Source organism: Pseudomonas sp. B3G-3 (genome assembly GCF_028640915.1).
Lineage (GTDB): Bacteria > Pseudomonadota > Gammaproteobacteria > Pseudomonadales > Pseudomonadaceae > Aquipseudomonas > Aquipseudomonas chlororaphis_I.
In genome coordinates, this window is sequence record NZ_JAQZAB010000127.1 from 256,416 (window position 1) to 275,432 (window position 19,017).

Sequence of the window (19,017 nt, forward strand, 5' to 3'; positions counted from 1 at the left end):
GAACGGTCAATTTATAATTTCGTAGTTTCAGTTACTTAGAAATCATTAAGAACAAACCGAAATTATCAGTCGCTTGCTTAGATTGGGTTCTGGCACGGAAGTGGCTTAAGTCGCTTCGCATCTTGTATACAACTTAAATAAAAAATACATACACTTTATATCCGCAAGCCGGGTTCCCGAATCCGCCTGCAGATGCCCAGAACCCAGTGATTCCCGGACCCCAGCCGAAGACTGCCGAGCCTTGCGCTCAAGCACAGTCAGCGCAGGTCCGCGATCAGGAGCCTGCCGGAATGCGTACAAGCCTTGCCAACAACATCGCACTGGATTTGCCCTCCTCCCACACCCACCTCGGCCCCGGCACCGCCGCCACGGTCGACCTCAGCCCACGCCTGCACAACCGCGACCTGGCGCCGACCAAGGTCGAAGGCCGGCGCTGGGGTGGATACAGCATCTTTGCCCTGTGGACCAACGACGTGCACAACATCGCCAATTACTCCTTCGCCATCGGCCTGTACGCCCTGGGCCTGGGCGGCTGGCAGATCCTCCTGTCCCTGGGGATCGGCGCGGCGCTGGTGTACTTCTTCATGAATCTGTCCGGCTATATGGGCCAGAAGACCGGCGTGCCCTTCCCGGTGATCAGCCGTATCAGCTTCGGCATCCATGGCGCGCAGATTCCGGCGCTGATCCGCGCGGTGATCGCCATCGCCTGGTTCGGCATCCAGACGTACCTGGCCTCGGTGGTGTTCCGGGTCTTGCTCACGGCCATCCACCCCGGCTTCGCCGACTACGACCACAACTCGATCCTCGGCCTGTCGAGCCTGGGCTGGGTGTGTTTCGTGGCGATCTGGCTGGCCCAGCTGGCAATCCTCGCCTATGGCATGGAAATGGTCCGGCGTTACGAAGCCTTCGCCGGCCCGGTGATCCTGGTGACCGTTGCCGCCCTCGCCGCCTGGATGTTCACCCAGGCCGAAGCCAGCATCGCCTGGTCGATCCGCGAGCCCTTGAGCGGTGGCGAGATGTGGCGCCAGATCTTCGCTGGCGGCGCGCTGTGGCTGGCGATCTACGGCACGCTGATCCTCAACTTCTGCGACTTCGCCCGCTCCTCGCCCTGCCGTCGGACTATCAAGGTCGGCAACTTCTGGGGGCTGCCGGTGAACATCCTGGTGTTCGCGGCCATCACCGTCTTGCTCTGCGGCGCGCAGTTCCAGATCAACGGCAGGATCATCGAAAGCCCGACCGAAATCATCGCCTCGATCCCCAACACCTTCTTTCTGGTGCTCGGTTGCCTGGCGTTCCTGATCGTCACCGTGGCGGTGAACATCATGGCGAACTTCGTCGCCCCGGCCTTCGTGCTCAGCAACCTGGCGCCGAAATACCTGACCTTTCGCCGCGCCGGGCTGATCAGCGCGACCCTCGCGGTGCTGATCCTGCCGTGGAATCTCTACAACAGCCCGCTGGTGATCGTGTACTTCCTGTCCGGGCTCGGCGCCCTGCTGGGGCCGCTGTACGGGGTGATCATGGTCGACTACTGGTTGCTGCGCAAAGGCCGGATCAACGTGCCCGAGCTGTACAGCGAGAACCCGCAAGGCGCGTATTTCTACAGCCGCGGGGTCAACCTGCGGGCGGTGGCGGCGTTCATTCCGTCGGCGCTGATCGCCATTGTCCTGGCCCTGGTGCCGGGGTTTGCCAGCGTCTCGCCCTTCTCCTGGCTGATCGGCGCCGGCATTGCCGGCCTGCTGTACCTGATCATCGCCAAACGCCAGCCGCACTATGCGGATGTCAGCGGCGAATCCATCGCAGTCGACAACGTCTGCCACTAACCTTGAACGGCCCGCGTGCGGCGGGCCCCGAATGCCTCATCGATAAGGACAGCCCATGCGAATTCTCGTGGTCAACGTCAACACCACCGACTCCATCACCCAGGCCATCGCCCGCCAGGCCCAGGCCGTGGCCGCGCCCGGCACTGAAATCATCGGCCTGACCCCACACTTCGGCGCCGACTCCATCGAAGGCAACTTCGAAAGCTACCTGGCCGCCATCGCCGTCATGGACCGCGTGCTGTCCTACGACCAGCCCTACGACGCGGTGATCCAGGCCGGTTATGGCGAGCATGGCCGCGAAGGCCTGCAGGAACTGCTCAATGTGCCGGTGGTGGACATCACCGACGCCGGCGCCAGCACCGCGATGTTCCTCGGCCATGCCTACTCGGTGGTGACCACCCTGGATCGCACCGTACCGCTGATCGAGGATCGCCTGAAACTCTCCGGCCTGTACGACCGTTGCGCCTCGGTACGCGCCAGCGGGCTGGCGGTGCTGGAGCTGGAACAGGACCCGGCGCGCGCCGTGGAAGCCATCGTGCGCCAGGCCGAGCTGGCGGTCAGCGAAGACAAGGCCGAGGTGATCTGCCTGGGCTGCGGCGGCATGGCCGGCCTGGACGAGCAGATCCGCCAGCGCACCGGCGTGCCGGTGGTGGACGGCGTGACCGCGGCGGTGACCATCGCCGAATCCCTGGTGCGCCTGGGGCTGTCCACCTCCAAGGTGCGCACCTACGCTACGCCGCGGCCGAAGGCCATCATCGGCTGGCCAGGGCGCTTCGGGCGCTGAATCGGCGCTTTCGTCGAGGACCTATCGCGAGCAAGCTCGCTCCTACAGGAAGCGGGTTTGCGCGCTTCTTCAAACCGCGCTGAAGCGTTGCTCCAGGCCCAGCACGGCGAACTGTTCGATCACGAAGTCGACGAAGGCCCGGGTCTTGCCCGGCAAGAGTTTGTGCTCGGCGTAGTAGATCGAGATGTTGCCGTCGTCGACGTACCAGTCCGGCAATACCCGCTGCAGGGTACCGGCATTCAGATAACCGACGGCGAACGGCATGCTCACCAACGCCACCCCCAGGCCCTGGGCGGCGCTGGCGCAGGCCGCTTCCGAATCGCTCATGGTCATCCGCGCCTTCAGGTTCAGCGGGCTTTGCTGCCGGGTGCGACTGGTCAGGGCCCAGGAACGTATCCGCCCGGTCTGCGGCGAGCGGATCAGGATGCCTTCGCAATGCTGCAAATCCTCGGGCTGTTCGATCGCCGCGCAGCGCGCCAGGTACTCCGGCGAGGCCACCAGGATGCGGTGAGCCGGGCTCAGCCGTCGCGCCACCACCCCTTGAGGCAGTTCGAAGCCGCCGCCGATCGCCGCGTCGAAGCCCTGGCCGATCAGGTCCACCTGGCGATTATCGAAATGCCAGTCCGGGCTGATCTCCGGGAAACGCCGCAGGAATTCGCCGAGCATGGGCACGATGTACAGCCGCCCGAACACCGTGCCCATGCTGACTTTAAGGGTGCCCGCCGGGCGCCCTTCGGCGCTGGCCAGGTTGGCCACGGCGTTCTGGATGGTGTACAGGCTGGCGCTGACCTCATCGAGAAACAGCTTGCCGGCCTCGGTCAGGGTCAGGCGGCGGGTGCTGCGCTGAAACAGCCTGACCCCAAGCCGGGCCTCGAGCTTGGCCACGCTTTTACCCACTGCGGCGGGGGTCAGGCTCAAGCGCCGCGCGGCTTCGGCAAAACTGCCGACTTCGGCGCTGCGCACGAAGCATTCGATGCTGCTGAAGGTTTCCATGGCGCCTCACTCTAAACTTCTGGTTTATACAGACTAGAGCGATTCCTATCTACACAGCACCTAATCCGAGGTCGATACTCGACTCCAACCACAAGGCAGCCCGCCTTGGACTTTTGGAGAACGACATGACCACCCAATCCCTCAGCGGCAAAGTAGCCTTGGTTCAAGGCGGTTCCCGCGGCATCGGCGCCGCCATCGTGCAACGCCTGGCAGCCGAAGGCGCCGCTGTCGCCTTCACCTACGTCAGCTCCACTGCCAAGGCCCAGGCCTTGCAGGACAGCATCACCCAGGCCGGTGGCAAGGCCCTGGCGATCCTCGCCGACAGCGCCGATGCCGCGGCCATCCGCCAGGCGGTCGACAGCACGGTCGAAACCTTTGGCCGCCTGGACATCCTGGTCAACAACGCCGGCGTCCTGGCCGTCGGCCCGCTGGAAGACTTCAAGCTGGAAGACTTCGACCGGACCCTGGCCATCAACATTCGCAGCGTGTTCGTCGCCACCCAGGAAGCAGCCCGGCACATGGGCGAAGGCTCGCGCATCATCAACATCGGCAGCACCAATGCCGAACGCATGCCTTTTGCCGGCGGCGGCACCTACGCCATGAGCAAGTCGGCCCTGGTCGGCCTGACCAAAGGCCTGTCCCGCGACCTCGGCCCACGGGGCATCACCATCAACAACGTGCAGCCCGGCCCGGTCGATACCGACATGAACCCGGCCCACGGCGACTTCGCCGAAAGCCTGATCCCGCTGATGGCCATCGGGCGCTACGGCCACGCGGAAGAAATCGCCAGCTTCGTGGCTTACCTGGCCGGACCGGAAGCGGGTTACATCACCGGGGCCAGCCTGAGCATCGATGGTGGCTTCAGCGCCTGATTCCTGCGCCCATGAAAAACGCCGGGGCACCTTCATCAGGTGGCCCGGCGTTTTTTGTAGGGGCTGTCGCAGGCTGCGATAAGCCCGATAGGGCTTCAAGAACGGCGCCTCCTGCGGAGTCGATCGCAGCCTGCGGCAGCGGCTACAGGTTCAGCTCCATTGCAGCAGCGGCAAGCCACAGGCCGCCGGCTGGAACCCCTTCAACGAACGCAGAATGGCATCGGCATGGGCGTACTTGGCGTCCGCCATCGCCGGGTCGGGAATGGCGATCGCGGTCATCCCCGCCGCTTTCGCCGCGGTGACACCGAAGGGCGAATCCTCGAACACCAGGCAATCCTCGGGAGCAACGCCCAGGCGCCGCGCGGCGGTCAGGAAGATATCCGGCGCCGGCTTGGCCGCGCCCACTTCCGGGTCGTCGGCGGTGACTATGGTGTCGAACAGCGCGAACCAGTCGCCGTGCAAGGTGGTTTTCTGGGCGAAAGACTGGCGCGAAGAACTGGTGCCCACAGCGATCGGCACGTTATTGGCCTTGAGGTGCTGCACCAGCTCCTGCGCCCCCGGCATCGCCAGCGCGCGGGGGAAACGCTCGCGCATCAGCGGCTCGCGAATCACCAGGAACTCCTCCGGCGTGATCGGCAGGTCCAGGGCTTCGACCACATAGCGGGCCAGGTCCGCGGCGCCACGGCCGATGATGTTCTGCTTGACCGTCCAATCGAAGGTGCGACCGTAACGATCGGCGATCAGCTGGGTCACCTCGGTGTAGATGCCTTCGGTGTCCAGCAGCAAACCGTCCATATCGAAAATCACGGCCTTGATCGGGCCCACATCATTCAACTGTGCATTCATCGCATCTGATCCGTTAACAAAAAACATCCCGGGGAGCGGCTCAGGTACGGCCAGTTTTTTGCCCGATTAAAGGGTTCAGCAGCATAGCCGCGGCGGATGACAGGGAGCAACCTCAGGCCAGCGCGCAAGCAGACAAAAGCCCGGACAGGCCGGGCTCGATGGTCTCGGCGAATGAATAAAGCAAGCTAGCGCCCCGCGCGTCCGCTGCCGCCTCCGGGACCGCCGGTGCCGCCACCCGCGCTGCCGGTTCCACCGCCGGCACCGCCGCCGCCCATGATGGAACCATTGACGCCGGTGGAGCCCATGCCGCCGCCCTGGCCGGAAGAGCCGCGCGCATTGTCGGCTCGGGAACGGCTGTTCGTGACACCTACACCATTCCCGCCCAGAGCCCCAGGTCGCAGCATCAGATCGCTGCCGGAACCGCCCTCGAAAGAGCGCCCGGAAGGATGGGTTGGAGCCCGTCCGTCAGCGGATTCTGCCAGGCTGGAGAAGAAGAAAATCGACACCAGGGCGACCAGCACCAGGCTCAGCAGTTTTGCCCGGCTCACGACGAGCCTCCCGGGGCGGTGCGACGCTTGCCCCTGGCCGCCTTGCGCTGCGGCTTGGGTCGAGACAACTCCTGCTCGGCGTTGGCGTCCGGGAGGATCTGCTCGGGAGTCAGCGCATCCGTGGGGGACGGCAGCGGATATTCGGGCGTTTCATCCCGGTCGAGATGTTTCGGATCATGCTTCATATGTACCTCACACCGGTCATGCCGGCGTGCAGGAAGCAGACTTCACGGGCGTTTTTCCTCCGACTCGCCTGCCTCATCGTCATCGCTCAGTGGCACCAGGGCGTCATCCATCAGCGAGCCCGGGTCTTCATTGCCCGGATCGTTGACCAGGGGCACGCCCGAGGCATCGTCTTCTTTCTTGTCAGCCGTTTCCGGAGTCATGGCAAACCTCGTCGACACAGTGTGTCCATCATTGAATTCGAGGGGCTGGAGCGATATTCGTTCCCATAAAAAAGCCCGGCACAAGGCCGGGCTTTTTGCGCACTGCAGCAGAATCAGTCGTGCTTGTGCTTGTGTTTATTCTTGTGCTTCCTGCCGCCGGAGTGATGGTCATCGTCACCCATGCTGCTGCCCAAGGCACCACCGGCCGCGCCACCCAGGCCTGCACCGATGGTCGAGCCCGTTTTGCCGCCCAGCTTGTTGCCGATCACCGAACCGCCGGCCGAACCCAGACCGCCACCGATGGCCGCCTCGGTACGGCTGCCTTTACGGGCACCGACCGCACTGCCGGCAGCGCCGCCAATACCCGCACCCACCGCGGCACCGGTGCTGCCGCCAATCTGTTGTCCAACCACGTTGCCCAGCGCGCCACCCAAACCGCCGCCGACCGCAGCAGTGCCATCACCGGCGGCCATCGCACCTTGAGCAGCCAGAAGCCCCAAAACCAGAGCAGGCAGTGTTAAACGCATGATGTAAACCTCGAAAAAGATGCTGGAGAGTCATTCTATAGCGGTGTCTGACTAAAGCTGAGCGGCGACAGCGCAACGCTGTAATCCTTTTAGTCAAAGTGTTGGACCGTTTTTGCGCAAAGAGTTTTCACCCAGGCAAAAAAAAGCCCGCTGGGGAGACGGGCTAATAGGATTTGCTTTAACGGATGAGTTGAGCCTACGCAGTCGCTTGTGAATAAATTGTGAAAACCCCGCGACCTTGTGCAACGGATAAGACGAAAGGTCCAACTTCATTCAAATCGACCGCGGCGGCCCATTGTTCAGGTAACAAAAACCCCGCCCGGAAGCGGGGTCGTTCGGTATGAAGGCTACCTTCTCTTAGGAAGCGCCGCTTTCGGGAAAAACTTTGTCTGGGTCACCCTGGGTAACGCACTGGTCCTGGTCTTGCCTGCCGATGCCTTGATCGGTGGCTCGCTGTCGAACGCTGCCTGACCGCAGCGCACCAGGTTGTTGATTGGGAACTCATCCCCGTTGTCCTCGATATAAGGATCGCTCATCTCCCTGCTCCCTCCAACAACCGGTCGATACCGGCAAGCACCTGACTGCCTAGAAAATATCGACCGTCACGGCGTTTCAGACTAGACGGTCATTTACGGACTTACAGTTCACAGGAGAAAAGACCGACGAATGGCCCAAACTGGGATTCTTCGTCCAAGGGAGTGGATCGTCGTTGAAAAAGGAGCTGATGGCCTGCATCAGCTCCTTTGCGACTGCCTTTCGCCTAGACCTTACGAGCGTAGTTGCTGGCCCCGAACCAGTCGACCACCACCACGGTTTCATCCCCCACCACCCAGGCGTCATGACCTTTAGGCAGGGAGGTGATATCGCCCGGTCCAGCGATGATTTCAGTGCCGTCATCCATCAGGATCGCCAGCTTGCCGGCCACGTGATACTGAAAGTGCGGCGCCTGGCAACTGGGGGTCTGCGCCAGCGGCCGGATATCGTTCGACCAGCGCCAGCCCGGCTTGAACGTGAAGCGCCCCACTTCGCATTGACCGATCTTCAGAATCTCTGCCTTGCCATTGGAAAACTCGCGGGTCTCATCCGGTTCGGAGAAGGATTTGTGCTCGGTGACCTGTTCGTGCGTGGACATGATCGTGCCCTCGATTGAGTAGCTGCAAAGCCTGTCGGCGCCGGCAACATCGCCCCACGCTCGCAGACCGCCAGCATCGCCCCACTCGATGCGCATGACCATTCTAGACCTGAAAGCGTGGGGTGCCCGGGACAAACGCTAAACGTAAGGTTGCCCACCAAAGCCCCGAGGCAGACGCTGCAAGCCCGCCATGGCCGTCAGCCGCTGGGTCCAGGCTGCACGCCAATCGCCCGTGTGCGCAGCCTTCGCTTTGCGCGCCGCTCGACGTGCCGCATTGCGCTGATTCTTGCGGGCTTCCTTGAACACCTCGGTATTGCGGCAACTGCGGCATTTGACCCGCGCCGGCTCGGTGCTGGACATGAGATTGGAACCCTTGTGGCCGCAGGCCAGATGCCCGGCGACCTTGAAGTGAATGACCATTGCGCGTCTCCTCGTAGCCAGTACGGGGCACAGAAAACCGCACGCTGATGCCCGCCTGATATCGGCGGAAACCTCACCTTCAAGGTGACCGGGCCGCCAGGCTTCGCAGGGGTAACAAAGCCAAAGACCACTCAGGTATCCAGCGTGATCGATACCTCGCTGGAGCAGCCTTGGCTGTTGCGAACTCGTAATGATTTTGACCGTGGCGAGGAAACGGCGTTCAGCAAAGAAACCGCTCGCCAACGGCTGCGACAAACAGGCCCCAGAAAGCACAAAACCCCTGACTTCTCGAGGAAATCAGGGGTTTTGCGTCGATCGAATATGGCGGTTGAGGAGGGATTCGAACCCTCGATACAGTTTCCTGTATACACACTTTCCAGGCGTGCTCCTTAAGCCACTCGGACACCCAACCGTGTCTCGTCAAACCGATTCAGTCTGTCGAGGCGCGCTAATGTAGTCGAAAGCTTTTCTGATGGCAAAGGTTTTTTTCAGAATTTTCATGCGCTTAAGACATTTCTCTGGATTCCGGCACTTCGACGACATCAGCGTCATGGCAAACCGGCCAATCTCTGGCCTGGCTGGCAGCTATATAGCAGAGCCGATACGCGCCCCAGGTGGCCGGCTACGCTTGTCAGGCCAGAAAGGGCTGACTCGCCAGTCAGTCACAGCGCTTTACCTGACCTGTGACCGTGGGTAACGTCTGCCCCACTTCAATACAAGGAATTGCGTCATGAGTGAGTTGATTTCTTACCACCTCGAAGACGGTATCGCGACCCTGACCTTGAGCAATGGCAAGGTCAATGCCATTTCCCCGGACGTGATTGCCGCCTTCAATGCCGCGCTGGACCAGGCCATCACCGATCGCGCGGTGGTGATCATCACCGGGCAGCCCGGCATTCTGTCGGGCGGCTACGACCTGAAGGTGATGACCGCCGGCCCCAAGGAAGCCGTGAGCCTGGTGACTTCGGGTTCGACCCTGGCCCGCCGCCTGCTGTCGCACCCCTTCCCCGTCATCGTCGCCTGCCCTGGGCACGCCGTGGCCAAGGGTGCGTTCCTGCTGCTGTCGGCGGACTACCGCATCGGCGTCGAAGGTCCGTTCAGCATCGGCCTGAACGAAGTACAGATCGGCATGACCATGCACCACGCCGGCATCGAGCTGGCCCGTGACCGTCTAAGCAAATCCGCGCTGCACCGCTCGGTGATCAATGGCGAGATGTTCGACCCGCAAGGCGCGGTGGATGCCGGCTTCCTCGACAAGGTGGTAAGCGCCGAGGAGCTGCAAGGCGCCGCCCTGGCCGCCGCGCGCCAACTGAAGAAGATCAACATGACCGCCCACAAGAACACCAAGCTGAAAGTGCGCAAGGCGCTGCTGGAAGCGCTGGACAACGCGATCATCCTCGATCAGGAACACCTGGGCTGAAGCTTGAGCCCATCGCATACCAGCCCGGCCCTGCGTCGGGCTTTTTTATGCCCGCAGCGCGAGAAAGACCGGCGCGATGCTCTAGCCCGCCACTGAGCAAAGAGTTGGAAACATGCGCTTAAACATCGGCCATCTTCCCCTTCTATACAGGTAATTGCCGAAAACAGTGCACATCCGTACACTGCGCCACCTTTTGTCCCCGGTGGGCCTGTAGATGCTGTATCTGTTTCGTATGTTATTGATGGGCCTGCATTTTATTGCAGCGGGGATTCTCGGCGTGGTGCTGGGGCTGTGCCGCCCGTTCAACCCGGATAACAGCCGCCTGTGCGCGCGCCTGTATGCCTTGCCTGCCATGTGCATTCTGCGCCTGCGGGTCAAGGCCGAAGTCGGGCCGCTGATGGACAAGCCCAAGAGCTGCGTGATCATCGCCAACCACCAGTCCAACTACGACCTCTTCGTGTTCGGCAACGTGGTGCCCCAGCGCACCGTGTGCATCGGCAAAAAGAGCCTGAAGTGGGTGCCGCTGTTCGGCCAGCTGTTCTGGCTGGCGGGCAACGTGCTGATCGACCGCGGCAACGCGCACAAGGCGCGTCGCTCGATGCTGACCACCACCCATACCCTGCAACACAAGGACACCTCGATCTGGGTGTTCCCGGAAGGCACCCGCAACCTCGGTGAAGACCTGCTGCCGTTCAAGAAAGGCGCCTTCCAGATGGCCATCGCCGCCGGCGTGCCGATCGTCCCGGTGTGCGCCAGCAGCTATATCCGCCACATGCGCCTCAACCGCTGGCACAGCGGCAGGATCCTGATCCGTTCGCTGCCGGCGATTCCCACCGCCGGGCTGAGCCTGGACGACATGCCAAGGCTGATCGAGCAATGCCGCGAACAGATGCGCGAGTGCATCGAATCGATGGACCGCCAGCTACAGACCGCCTGAAAACAGCCCGCCGCGTGCGGGCTTTTTTATTGCCGGCGAACTCCGCCCAGCAGGCTGACTCTGATCAGTCATGGGGCTAAGCTGCACGGAGTCTCACTCCTCATTTCGATAAGAAGAAGCGAACAGGAACCATGGGTAGAGTTGTTGCCGCCGCTGTCTACAGCGCAGGTAAAAAAGTCACTGATATCACCCTCGACGAAGGTGCAGCCTGGGCTGCCAAACCCGGGCACTTCGTCTGGATTGGCCTCGAAGAACCCAACGCCCAGGAACTGGCCAATCTGCAACGCCAGTTCAACCTGCACGAACTGGCCATCGAGGACGCCCTGGAAAAACACAGCCGGCCGAAACTCGAAACCTTCGGCGACGCGCTGTTTATCGTCACCTACTCGCCCGTGCGCGAAAACGGCAAGCTGGAATTCATCGAGACCCACATCTTTGCCGGCAACGGCTACATCATCACTGCCCGCAACGGCCATTCCAAATCCTATGCGTTCGTCCGCCAGCGCTGCGAGGCACGACCGTTGCTGCTCGAGCACGGCGAAGACTTCGTGCTCTACGCGCTGCTGGATTTCGTCACCGAGAATTACCAGCCGGTCAGCGAAGCGATCCATGCCGAGATCGACGCGCTGGAGCACAGCGTGTTGTGCAGCTCGCTCAACGAGAGAGATATCCAGCACCTTCACAGCCTGCGCCGCGATGTGCTGCGCCTGCGCCGCTATGTGGCGCCCATGGTGGAGATCAGCGAAGAGCTGCAGAAGCTCAGCTTCCCCTTTATCGACAAGAACATGCGCCCGTACTTTCGCGACGTGCAGATCCACGTCACCCGGCAGATGGAAGACCTGGCGACCCTGCGCGATATCGCCAGCCAGACCATCGAGATTGGCGTGCTGCTGGAGGCCTCGCGACAAAGCGTGGTGCAACGCAAATTCGCCGCCTGGGCGGCGATCCTGGCGTTCCCGACCGCTGTGGCCGGGATCTACGGCATGAACTTCGACAACATGCCGGAGCTGAAGCTGCACTATGGCTACTTCGGCGTGCTGGCGTTCCTGGTGCTGGGCTGTACCGGGTTGTGGGCGAGCTTCAAGCGCTCGGGGTGGCTCTGACAGCGGAGCCGGGCAGGACGCTCCTACAAGGGCCTTGAGGCCTTTGTAGAAGCGAGCCGGCTGGCGATGCGGCTATGGATTCAAACCGACCCGGCCTGCGGCTTGTGCGCGACAAAACGCATCATCCACTCGGCAACGGTGCTGCCGTGATGATCCCGGTCCAGGCTGGCGATGCCCTTTTGATAGACCTGCTCGCCCAGGTGCTGCTGGCGCAGGTCCAGCAAGGCCCGCGAATAGTCGTGGATGAACTCCGGGTGGCCCTGGAAGCACAGCACCTGGTCATTGATGTGATAGGCCGCGAACGGGCAGAAATCGCTGGAAGCGATGACCGTGGCGTTTTCCGGCAAGGCGGTCACCTGGTCCTGGTGGCTGATCAGCAGCGTCAGCTCCTCCACCACAGGGCTCATCCACGGCGCCTTGGCCGCCAGCTTGTAGTTGTGGGTACCCACGCCCCAGCCCTGGGTCGCGCGTTCGCTCTTGCCGCCCAGCAGCAACGCCAGCAGTTGATGGCCAAAACAGATGCCCAGCAGTTTATCGCCGCGCTTATAACGCTCCAGCAGGTAAGTCTTGAGGGTTTGAATCCAGGGGTCGGTACCGAAGGAGTCGGCCTTGCTCCCCGTGACCAGGTAGGCGTCGAAGCTTTGGTCGTCGCTCGGGTAGTGGCCCTGCATCACGTTGTAGACGGTAAATTCGGCAGCGATTGGCTGCTGTGAGAACAGGCGCTGAAACATCTGCCCGTAACCCTGATATTGATCGACCAATTCTGGACGCAGGATGTCGGTTTCCAGAATGCAGATGCGTAGCGACATAAAAAATACCTGACACGTGATGGGAATAATGAACACCCCAGAGCCTGCCTTGAAACGCCCGACCAAGGCAAGCCCCGCGATGCATCACTTTAATCCCTTCAGCCTCAGAACAACTGGCCCTTGGCGGCCTTCTCCAACAGTAGCGCCGGCGGCGCGAAACGCTCGCCATATTGCTCGGCCAGGTACTGGGCACGGGCGATAAAGTCCCTCAGGCCGTACTGGTTGATGAACTGCAAGGCCCCGCCGGTCCAGGCCGCGAAGCCGATACCGAAGATCGAGCCGATATTGGCATCGGCCGTCGAGCGCAATACGCCCTCCTCCACACAACGCACGGTTTCGATGGCCTGCACGAACAACAGGCGATCGCGCACGTCCTGTGGCGAAATCTGCCCGTCGGCTTTCTCGAAGCGGGTTTTCAGCTGCGGCCACAAGTGCTTCTGCGCCCCGGCCGGGTAGTCGTAGAAACCGCCGCCCGCGGCCTTGCCTGGGCGCTTGTATTCATTGAGCAGCAGGTCAATCACGGCAAAGGCCGGATGCTCCGGCAGTGGCTTGCCTTCGGCCTGCAGATCCTTGGCGGTCTGTTGGCGGATATGGCTCAGCAGGCTCAGGGAAACCTCGTCGCAGATCGCCAGCGGACCGATCGGCATCCCCGCCTTGCGCGCCTCGGTCTCGATCATCGGCGCGGCCACGCCCTCGCCGAGCATGGCGATGCCTTCGTTGGTGAAAGTGCCAAACACCCGCGAAGTGAAAAAGCCGCGGCTGTCGTTGACCACGATCGGGGTCTTCTTGATCTGCTGGACGAAGTCGAAACCGCGCGCCAGGGTTTCATCGCTGGTCTGCTCGCCCCTGATGATTTCCACCAGGGGCATTTTTTCCACCGGGCTGAAGAAATGCAGGCCAATGAACTTGCCTTGATCCGGTACCGCCTTGGCCAGGCCGCTGATGGGCAGGGTCGAGGTGTTGGATGCGATCACCGCCTGCGCCCCCACCACTTGCTGCGCTGCCGCCGAGACCCTGGCCTTGAGCTCGCGATCCTCAAACACGGCCTCGATGATCAGGTCGCAACCGGCCAGGTCGGCGTCCTGCTCGGTGGTGCGGATTCGCGCCAGCGTGGCGTCACGCTGCGCGGCGCTCAAATGGCCACGGGCGACCTTCTTCTCCAGCAGCGCCGCCGAATGGGCCTTGCCCTTCTCGGCCGCCGCCAGGTTGATGTCCTTGAGCACCACCTCGATACCGGCCACAGCGCTGACATAAGCGATCCCGGCGCCCATCATCCCGGCACCGAGCACCCCGACCTTTTTGGTCACATAGGGCGCAAAACCTTGGGGACGGGAGCCACCGGCATTGATCTCGTTGAGCTGGAACCAGAAGGTGCCGATCATGTTTTTCGCCACCTGGCCGGTGGTCAGCTCGGTGAAATAGCGGGCTTCGATCAACTGCGCGGTATCGAAATCGACCTGGGCACCCTCCACTGCCGCACAGAGAATCTTCTCCGGCGCCGGCAGGCAGCCCTGGGTCTTGCTGCGCAGGATCGACGGCGCGATGGCCAGCATCTGCGCGACTTTCGGGTGCGACGGCGTGCCCCCGGGGATCTGGTAGCCGGCCACGTCCCAGCGCTGCTTGGCCGCCGGGTTGGCGACAATCCACGCCCTGGCCTTGGCCAGAAGATCGTCGCGGTCGCTGGCCAGTTGATCGATCAGGCCGGCTTGCAGCGCCTGTTGCGGCCGCACCTTCTTGCCTTCCAGCAGATACGGCAGGGCTTTTTCCAGCCCCAGCAAACGCACCATGCGCACCACCCCGCCACCGCCCGGCAGCAGGCCGAGGGTCACTTCCGGCAGGCCGATCTGCAGCGACGGATCGTCCAGCGCCACCCGGTGATGGCAGGCCAGGCAGATCTCCCAGCCGCCGCCCAGGGCTGCGCCGTTTATCGCGGCTACCACGGGCTTGCCCAGGGTCTCCAGGGCCCGCAGCTGGCCCTTGAGGGTCAGCACCATGTCATAGAAGGCCTGGGCTTCGGCCTTGCCGACCTTGATCAGTTCATTGAGGTCGCCGCCGGCGAAGAAGGTCTTTTTCGCCGAAGTGACGATCACCCCGGCAATCGATTCCTGCTCGGCTTGCAGGCGGGCCACGCAGGCGGCCATGGCCTCGCGGTACACCGCGTTCATGGTGTTGGCGCTCTGGCCCGGCATGTCGATGGTCAGAACGACGATCTGGTCCTGGCCCTTGTCGTAACGGATGGCTTCGGTCATGAAAGTGTTTCCTTGAAGTCAGGGCTCAGAGGCGTTCGATGATGGTGGCGATACCCATGCCGCCACCGACGCAGAGGGTCGCCAGGCCGTAACGCTGGCGCCGCGCTTCCAGCTCGTCGAGCAGGGTGCCGAGAATCGCGCAGCCGGTGGCGCCCAGCGGGTGGCCCATGGCGATGGAGCCGCCATTGACGTTGACCTTGCCAGGGTCGATGGCCATGTCCTTGATGAACTTCAGCACCACCGAGGCGAACGCCTCGTTGACCTCGAACAGGTCGATGTCCTCGACCCGCAGCCCGGCCTTGGCCAGTGCCTTGCGCGTGGCCGGCGCCGGCCCGGTGAGCATGATGGTCGGATCGGTGCTGGTGACCGCCGTGGCGACGATCCGCGCCCGCGGCTTGAGGCCCAGCGCCCGGCCCTTGGCTTCGGAACCGATCAGCATCAGCGCTGCACCATCGACTATCCCTGAGCTGTTGCCCGGGGTGTGCACGTGGTGGATGCGCTCGACATGGCTGTAGACCCGCAAGGCGGTAGCGTCGAACCCCATCTGGCCGATCATCTCGAAGCTGGGCTTGAGCTTGCCCAGGCCTTCGAGGGTGGAATCGGCGCGAATGAATTCATCGTGATCCAGCAGGACGATACCGTTCTGGTCCTGCACCGGTACCAGGGACTTGCTGAAAGCCCCCGCCGCCCTGGCCCGCGCGGCCTTTTGCTGGGATTGCAGGGCAAAGCTGTCGACATCCTCGCGGCTGAAGCCTTCCAGGGTGGCGATCAGGTCCGCGCCTATGCCTTGCGGGGTGAAATGGCTGTGCATGTTGGTTTGCGGGTCGAGCACCCAGGCGCCGCCGTCGCTGCCCATGGGCACCCGTGACATCGACTCGACGCCGCCGACCACCACCAGGTCCTCGAAGCCGGAGCGCACTTTCATCGCGCCCAGGTTCACCGCCTCGAGGCCCGAGGCGCAAAAGCGGTTGATCTGCACCCCGGCCACGCTGACGTCCCAGTCGGCGACCAGCGCCGCAGTCTTGGCGATGTCGGCCCCCTGGTCGCCAATCGGCGTCACGCAGCCGAGCACGATGTCGTCGACCTGGCTGGTGTCGAGTCCGGTGCGCCGCTGCAGGGCATCGAGCAGCCCGGCCAGCAGGTTCACCGGCTTGACGCTGTGCAAGGCGCCATCGGCCTTGCCTTTGCCACGGGGGGTGCGTAATGCATCGAATATCAAAGCCTGGGTCATGACGTCCTCGAACCGCTGTGCAGATGAATGATGACAGGGCTCCCACTCTTGGCCCCGAGGGCCCCGGATTCAATGACCGATGCGCTCACTGACCTTGACGGTCACGCTCAGACGAACGGTACTGAGCTAATGGATTCCGCCCGCCGCATAACGGAACTGTCTAGACAAAGGGCGGGCAAGAAGATGGCAATAGGCCTCATGCGTTTTTTAAAGCATCCGCCTATTAGCTGATATGAAATGGATCTAAGCCAAGGGTTACAAGGACCCTAAGGTAGGACTGTAGGCAGTGAATCGTTGCAGCCGGGTCTTGCCGGTGCACGCGTAAGAAAAGGGACACATCGCCTGACCATAGTGAAGCGGCAGGCATGCAGTTGATGTTCAGGAATAACAACAAAAGGCATTCAGCCATGTTCAAGCATTCGAAAGTCCGTCAAGCGGGGCTCATTCTGTTCGCAACCACCTTGCTTCTGATCTTGCCGAACCTCACCAAAGTGATCGGCTAGAGGCGTGGCCATCCCGTCACGCAATCGAATCTTTGTGCTCCGGTTCGCTACCGGGGCCGGCACTTGTGTGCCACTCTTTCTGACGCCGCGGCCACGCTGAATCAGGGCGTTGTCGTGCTTATCAGAAAACTGGAGACAGGCCCTACGCGGAGCTCTCCACCCCAGCGACGGAACAGCGATCAATTGAAATCTCTTATCCTCCTGTGCAGCGCCCTGCTGCTCACCACGCCCGTGCATGCCGCGCAGCTGACCCTGGAACTGGGGGCCGGCAGCCGCACCTGGCAGACCGATGAACTGCTCAAGCACCCTTTGGCCCGGACCGTCACCGTCAAGGATGACGTGTCGTACAAACGCGACATGAGTTACCGCGCGGTGCCGATCTCGGCCCTGCTCACCGGCATCAAGGCCGATGACCATCTGCAGGCCGTCGCCCTGGACGGTTTCGCCGCCGAACTGCCCGCCGCGCCCCTGCTCACCCAGGACGGCGCCCAGGCCTGGCTGGCCATCGAAGACCCGGCCAAGCCCTGGCCGCCCCTGGCTGAAGGCAAGCACAGCGCCGGGCCTTTCTACCTGGTGTGGACCAACCCGCAGGCTGGTCATATCAGCCCCGAGCAATGGCCGTTCGAAGTGGCGAGCATCAAGCGCCTGGCGCCGGTGGCGGAACGTTTCCCGGCCTTGCGCCCGGATCCCAAGCTGGCGGCCGGCGACCCGGTGAACCAGGGCTTCGCCCTGTTCCAGAAGAACTGCCTGGCCTGCCATCGCCTCAACGGCGCCGGCGACTCGCAGTTCGGCCCGGACCTGAATATCCCCTACAGCCCCACCGAGTATTTCGGCGCGGACTTCCTCAAGCGTTACATCCGCGACCCACAGAGCCTGCGCCGCTGGCCACAGGCGAAGATGCCGGCCTTCGCAAGCAGCGTATTGCCGGATGCCGAGCTGGAGTTGCTGGTGGGGTATCTGAAGCATATGGCGGGGCGTAAACAGGCGGCGCAATAAAGCTGGCTCGGGGAGGTGTCCTTCGGGACGTCATCGCGGGCAAGCCTCGCTCCTACAGTCGAGTGAACTCCTCGGCGGCCGCTCTATTGCAACGTAATGCAATGGCTATCGACGACATAGCCAGACTTGATTTCACCTCCTGGGCAAAACTGCGCAGAATTCGCTGCAACAACGCAGATGACTTCAGCGCCGCCAAGGCGCGCAGTCGACGCCCCACCTTCATGGCGCCCATGGCAGCCGGCCCTGGAATGTCCCGACCGGTTTCCTCTCCTACCGGTCTTCCCTTTTGGCCACCCTCAGCGGGTGGCCTTTTTTTGCCCGCGCGTTTTGTAGGAGCGAGGCTTGCCCGCGATAAGGCCGATGCGGTTTTGCCGAAAGACCGCGTCCCCTTATCGCGGGCAAGCTGCGCTCCTACAGATCCCGGAGGCAGAAACGAAATCGGCCGACCCGAAGGTCAGCCGATGCTGAGTCTTGACGCTATTCATATGCACTAAACGAGTCGCCCTCGAACCTCCTGCTTCACGCCCCAACCCTCGATGATCCCGCCCAGGGGCGCGACCACCGCTTCAAAGTCCTGCTCGAAATCGCCGATGCCGCCGTAGGTGGCGTACATCACCTTGCTCAGCTCCAGGTACCAGGCGCCGTCATCGCGCACGCTGACCTGGGCATTCAAGGATTCACCGCGGAACTGCCCTGCCGCCCTGCGTGCCCGCTCCTCGTCCGGGAAAATGGCGTAGAACTCGATGGGATGGAATCGTGAAAAGTCGAAACCGCCTTCTTTCATGCGGCGCAGCACGCTGCTGCTGATGTCTTCTTGATAGGCTGTGCTCATGAAACGTCCTCCTCAAACCGATGGATAGACTTTCCGTACTCCCTTGCCTGTCACCGCACAGTGCAGGCTTGCGGCGAGAAGATCGCCGCCAGGAAACAAGCATGTAGCTGACAAGACCAGACCTTAGCGATTCATTCGCTGATCTCGAATGCAGAGTAGCGCCAAGACGCAGGCGCTGCCAAGGTCTGGGTTCAAGCTCGGTAGGGCTTTGCGCATTAAAGATTAAATTGGAGCAATGCTGAGGATTTGAATGCTGTTCTGATCTTTCAGGCTCTTGAGCGTAGGGTCATCGGTACGCCCCTCCAGATCGTTGAGGTCAAGCTCGGCCGGAACCGGTAGGAGCTTTGCGCGAATCAATTGTGCCGCCTCCTCCATACTGGGCTGCTGCTCACAGTCGAATTGCTCCACTGACTGGACACCATGATCGTCAACGAAAGTGACTTGCCACTTTTGCATCAGTGCCTCCTTGATGAAGCCCATGGATGGACTCACAAGATGTCGACCCTGAAGAGCCAGTAATCGTTCAAACCAGGGGCCCGGCGGCGCCATTAAAAAAGGTTCTTCACGGAATTCCGGGAAACACAGAAACAAGAACGCCGATTTGATTGA

21 protein-coding genes and 1 tRNA gene are annotated in these 19,017 nt (G+C 62.2%); 7 read left to right on the plus strand and 15 right to left on the minus strand.

Annotation, left to right across the window (positions count from 1 at the left end; translation table 11 throughout):
* The first annotated feature begins 290 nt into the window (after positions 1-290).
* Positions 291-1,820: an NCS1 family nucleobase:cation symporter-1 gene (locus tag PVZ80_RS28735; protein WP_273864880.1), complete on the plus strand. Its 1,530-nt coding sequence runs from the start codon at positions 291-293 to the stop codon at positions 1,818-1,820.
* 55 nt (positions 1,821-1,875) lie between these two features.
* Positions 1,876-2,604, plus strand: coding sequence for an aspartate/glutamate racemase family protein (locus tag PVZ80_RS28740; RefSeq protein WP_028681992.1), 729 nt, complete (start codon positions 1,876-1,878; stop codon positions 2,602-2,604).
* A gap of 69 nt (positions 2,605-2,673) precedes the next feature.
* Here PVZ80_RS28740 and PVZ80_RS28745 read toward each other — a convergent pair whose 3' ends face one another.
* Positions 2,674-3,597 (minus strand): LysR family transcriptional regulator, encoded by a 924-nt coding sequence (locus PVZ80_RS28745; RefSeq protein ID WP_009047888.1) that lies wholly within the window; start codon positions 3,595-3,597, stop codon positions 2,674-2,676.
* A 125-nt stretch (positions 3,598-3,722) separates the two neighbouring features.
* Here PVZ80_RS28745 and PVZ80_RS28750 point away from each other — a divergent pair, with 125 nt between their 5' ends.
* A complete protein-coding gene (locus PVZ80_RS28750; protein ID WP_009047887.1) occupies positions 3,723-4,469 on the plus strand; it encodes a 3-oxoacyl-ACP reductase family protein in 747 nt (248 codons plus the stop codon).
* Positions 4,470-4,619: 150 nt separating this feature from the next.
* Here the strand turns inward: PVZ80_RS28750 and PVZ80_RS28755 are convergent, their stop codons facing one another.
* The 9 genes from PVZ80_RS28755 to PVZ80_RS28795 form a co-directional block, all read right to left on the minus strand.
* Complete coding sequence (locus tag PVZ80_RS28755; protein ID WP_009047886.1) at positions 4,620-5,315, minus strand: HAD-IA family hydrolase; 696 nt, start codon at positions 5,313-5,315, stop codon at positions 4,620-4,622.
* Positions 5,316-5,500: 185 nt separating this feature from the next.
* On the minus strand, positions 5,501-5,863 hold the full coding sequence (locus PVZ80_RS28760) for a hypothetical protein (protein ID WP_028681990.1): 363 nt from the start codon (positions 5,861-5,863) through the stop codon (positions 5,501-5,503).
* Complete coding sequence (locus tag PVZ80_RS28765) at positions 5,860-6,048, minus strand: hypothetical protein (protein WP_009047884.1); 189 nt, start codon at positions 6,046-6,048, stop codon at positions 5,860-5,862. Before PVZ80_RS28765 ends, PVZ80_RS28760 begins: the two co-directional genes overlap by 4 nt.
* Before the next feature lie 42 nt (positions 6,049-6,090).
* Positions 6,091-6,249: a hypothetical protein gene (locus tag PVZ80_RS28770; RefSeq protein ID WP_164485447.1), complete on the minus strand. Its 159-nt coding sequence runs from the start codon at positions 6,247-6,249 to the stop codon at positions 6,091-6,093.
* Positions 6,250-6,362: 113 nt separating this feature from the next.
* Positions 6,363-6,776 carry a hypothetical protein gene (locus PVZ80_RS28775; RefSeq protein ID WP_009047882.1) on the minus strand — a complete coding sequence of 138 codons (414 nt, stop codon included), beginning with the start codon at positions 6,774-6,776 and terminating at the stop codon, positions 6,363-6,365.
* A 347-nt stretch (positions 6,777-7,123) separates the two neighbouring features.
* Positions 7,124-7,312, minus strand: coding sequence for a hypothetical protein (locus PVZ80_RS28780; protein ID WP_009047880.1), 189 nt, complete (start codon positions 7,310-7,312; stop codon positions 7,124-7,126).
* A 224-nt stretch (positions 7,313-7,536) separates the two neighbouring features.
* Complete coding sequence (locus PVZ80_RS28785) at positions 7,537-7,908, minus strand: cupin domain-containing protein (protein ID WP_009047879.1); 372 nt, start codon at positions 7,906-7,908, stop codon at positions 7,537-7,539.
* A 138-nt stretch (positions 7,909-8,046) separates the two neighbouring features.
* Positions 8,047-8,328, minus strand: a complete 282-nt coding sequence (locus PVZ80_RS28790; protein WP_009047878.1) for a hypothetical protein — start codon at positions 8,326-8,328, stop codon at positions 8,047-8,049.
* 322 nt (positions 8,329-8,650) lie between these two features.
* Positions 8,651-8,740: transfer RNA gene (locus PVZ80_RS28795), tRNA-Ser, on the minus strand.
* A gap of 318 nt (positions 8,741-9,058) precedes the next feature.
* Here PVZ80_RS28795 and PVZ80_RS28800 point away from each other — a divergent pair.
* The 3 genes from PVZ80_RS28800 to PVZ80_RS28810 all read left to right on the plus strand — a co-directional run bounded on the left by PVZ80_RS28800 (position 9,059) and on the right by PVZ80_RS28810 (position 11,788).
* The gene (locus tag PVZ80_RS28800; RefSeq protein ID WP_009047877.1) at positions 9,059-9,748 is read left to right on the plus strand and encodes a crotonase/enoyl-CoA hydratase family protein; all 690 of its coding nucleotides are present in this window, start codon (positions 9,059-9,061) and stop codon (positions 9,746-9,748) included.
* Between the two features lie 214 nt (positions 9,749-9,962).
* Positions 9,963-10,685 (plus strand): 1-acylglycerol-3-phosphate O-acyltransferase, encoded by a 723-nt coding sequence (locus PVZ80_RS28805; protein WP_009047876.1) that lies wholly within the window; start codon positions 9,963-9,965, stop codon positions 10,683-10,685.
* A 131-nt stretch (positions 10,686-10,816) separates the two neighbouring features.
* On the plus strand, positions 10,817-11,788 hold the full coding sequence (locus PVZ80_RS28810; RefSeq protein WP_009047875.1) for a magnesium and cobalt transport protein CorA: 972 nt from the start codon (positions 10,817-10,819) through the stop codon (positions 11,786-11,788).
* A gap of 80 nt (positions 11,789-11,868) precedes the next feature.
* Here the strand turns inward: PVZ80_RS28810 and PVZ80_RS28815 are convergent, their stop codons facing one another.
* From PVZ80_RS28815 to PVZ80_RS28825, 3 genes are all read right to left on the minus strand, one after another.
* Positions 11,869-12,597: an amidotransferase gene (locus PVZ80_RS28815; RefSeq protein ID WP_016704995.1), complete on the minus strand. Its 729-nt coding sequence runs from the start codon at positions 12,595-12,597 to the stop codon at positions 11,869-11,871.
* Positions 12,598-12,701: 104 nt separating this feature from the next.
* Positions 12,702-14,846 (minus strand): 3-hydroxyacyl-CoA dehydrogenase NAD-binding domain-containing protein, encoded by a 2,145-nt coding sequence (locus PVZ80_RS28820; RefSeq protein ID WP_009047873.1) that lies wholly within the window; start codon positions 14,844-14,846, stop codon positions 12,702-12,704.
* Between the two features lie 25 nt (positions 14,847-14,871).
* On the minus strand, positions 14,872-16,077 hold the full coding sequence (locus PVZ80_RS28825) for an acetyl-CoA C-acetyltransferase (protein ID WP_016704997.1): 1,206 nt from the start codon (positions 16,075-16,077) through the stop codon (positions 14,872-14,874).
* 686 nt (positions 16,078-16,763) lie between these two features.
* Between PVZ80_RS28825 and PVZ80_RS28830 the strand changes: the two genes are divergently transcribed.
* Positions 16,764-17,576, plus strand: coding sequence for a c-type cytochrome (locus PVZ80_RS28830; RefSeq protein WP_257374581.1), 813 nt, complete (start codon positions 16,764-16,766; stop codon positions 17,574-17,576).
* A 490-nt stretch (positions 17,577-18,066) separates the two neighbouring features.
* Here the strand turns inward: PVZ80_RS28830 and PVZ80_RS28835 are convergent, their stop codons facing one another.
* Together PVZ80_RS28835 and PVZ80_RS28840 are read right to left on the minus strand one after the other, a co-directional pair.
* On the minus strand, positions 18,067-18,408 hold the full coding sequence (locus PVZ80_RS28835; RefSeq protein ID WP_009042886.1) for a ribonuclease E inhibitor RraB: 342 nt from the start codon (positions 18,406-18,408) through the stop codon (positions 18,067-18,069).
* Positions 18,409-18,630: 222 nt separating this feature from the next.
* Positions 18,631-18,888: a hypothetical protein gene (locus tag PVZ80_RS28840; protein ID WP_028681983.1), complete on the minus strand. Its 258-nt coding sequence runs from the start codon at positions 18,886-18,888 to the stop codon at positions 18,631-18,633.
* Between the last annotated feature and the right edge of the window lie 129 nt (positions 18,889-19,017).

What these genes read in the sequence shown, in the direction of transcription:
- PVZ80_RS28735 (WP_273864880.1), top strand. Translation starts at nt 291, where the DNA reads ATGCGTACAAGCCTTGCCAACAACATCGCACTGGATTTGCCCTCCTCC.
- PVZ80_RS28740 (WP_028681992.1), top strand. Translation starts at nt 1,876, where the DNA reads ATGCGAATTCTCGTGGTCAACGTCAACACCACCGACTCCATCACCCAG.
- PVZ80_RS28745 (WP_009047888.1), bottom strand. Translation starts at nt 3,597, where the DNA reads ATGGAAACCTTCAGCAGCATCGAATGCTTCGTGCGCAGCGCCGAAGTC.
- PVZ80_RS28750 (WP_009047887.1), top strand. Translation starts at nt 3,723, where the DNA reads ATGACCACCCAATCCCTCAGCGGCAAAGTAGCCTTGGTTCAAGGCGGT.
- PVZ80_RS28755 (WP_009047886.1), bottom strand. Translation starts at nt 5,315, where the DNA reads ATGAATGCACAGTTGAATGATGTGGGCCCGATCAAGGCCGTGATTTTC.
- PVZ80_RS28765 (WP_009047884.1), bottom strand. Translation starts at nt 6,048, where the DNA reads ATGAAGCATGATCCGAAACATCTCGACCGGGATGAAACGCCCGAATAT.
- PVZ80_RS28770 (WP_164485447.1), bottom strand. Translation starts at nt 6,249, where the DNA reads ATGACTCCGGAAACGGCTGACAAGAAAGAAGACGATGCCTCGGGCGTG.
- PVZ80_RS28775 (WP_009047882.1), bottom strand. Translation starts at nt 6,776, where the DNA reads ATGCGTTTAACACTGCCTGCTCTGGTTTTGGGGCTTCTGGCTGCTCAA.
- PVZ80_RS28780 (WP_009047880.1), bottom strand. Translation starts at nt 7,312, where the DNA reads ATGAGCGATCCTTATATCGAGGACAACGGGGATGAGTTCCCAATCAAC.
- PVZ80_RS28785 (WP_009047879.1), bottom strand. Translation starts at nt 7,908, where the DNA reads ATGTCCACGCACGAACAGGTCACCGAGCACAAATCCTTCTCCGAACCG.
- PVZ80_RS28790 (WP_009047878.1), bottom strand. Translation starts at nt 8,328, where the DNA reads ATGGTCATTCACTTCAAGGTCGCCGGGCATCTGGCCTGCGGCCACAAG.
- PVZ80_RS28800 (WP_009047877.1), top strand. Translation starts at nt 9,059, where the DNA reads ATGAGTGAGTTGATTTCTTACCACCTCGAAGACGGTATCGCGACCCTG.
- PVZ80_RS28805 (WP_009047876.1), top strand. Translation starts at nt 9,963, where the DNA reads ATGCTGTATCTGTTTCGTATGTTATTGATGGGCCTGCATTTTATTGCA.
- PVZ80_RS28810 (WP_009047875.1), top strand. Translation starts at nt 10,817, where the DNA reads ATGGGTAGAGTTGTTGCCGCCGCTGTCTACAGCGCAGGTAAAAAAGTC.
- PVZ80_RS28815 (WP_016704995.1), bottom strand. Translation starts at nt 12,597, where the DNA reads ATGTCGCTACGCATCTGCATTCTGGAAACCGACATCCTGCGTCCAGAA.
- PVZ80_RS28820 (WP_009047873.1), bottom strand. Translation starts at nt 14,846, where the DNA reads ATGACCGAAGCCATCCGTTACGACAAGGGCCAGGACCAGATCGTCGTT.
- PVZ80_RS28825 (WP_016704997.1), bottom strand. Translation starts at nt 16,077, where the DNA reads ATGACCCAGGCTTTGATATTCGATGCATTACGCACCCCCCGTGGCAAA.
- PVZ80_RS28835 (WP_009042886.1), bottom strand. Translation starts at nt 18,408, where the DNA reads ATGAGCACAGCCTATCAAGAAGACATCAGCAGCAGCGTGCTGCGCCGC.
- PVZ80_RS28840 (WP_028681983.1), bottom strand. Translation starts at nt 18,888, where the DNA reads ATGGGCTTCATCAAGGAGGCACTGATGCAAAAGTGGCAAGTCACTTTC.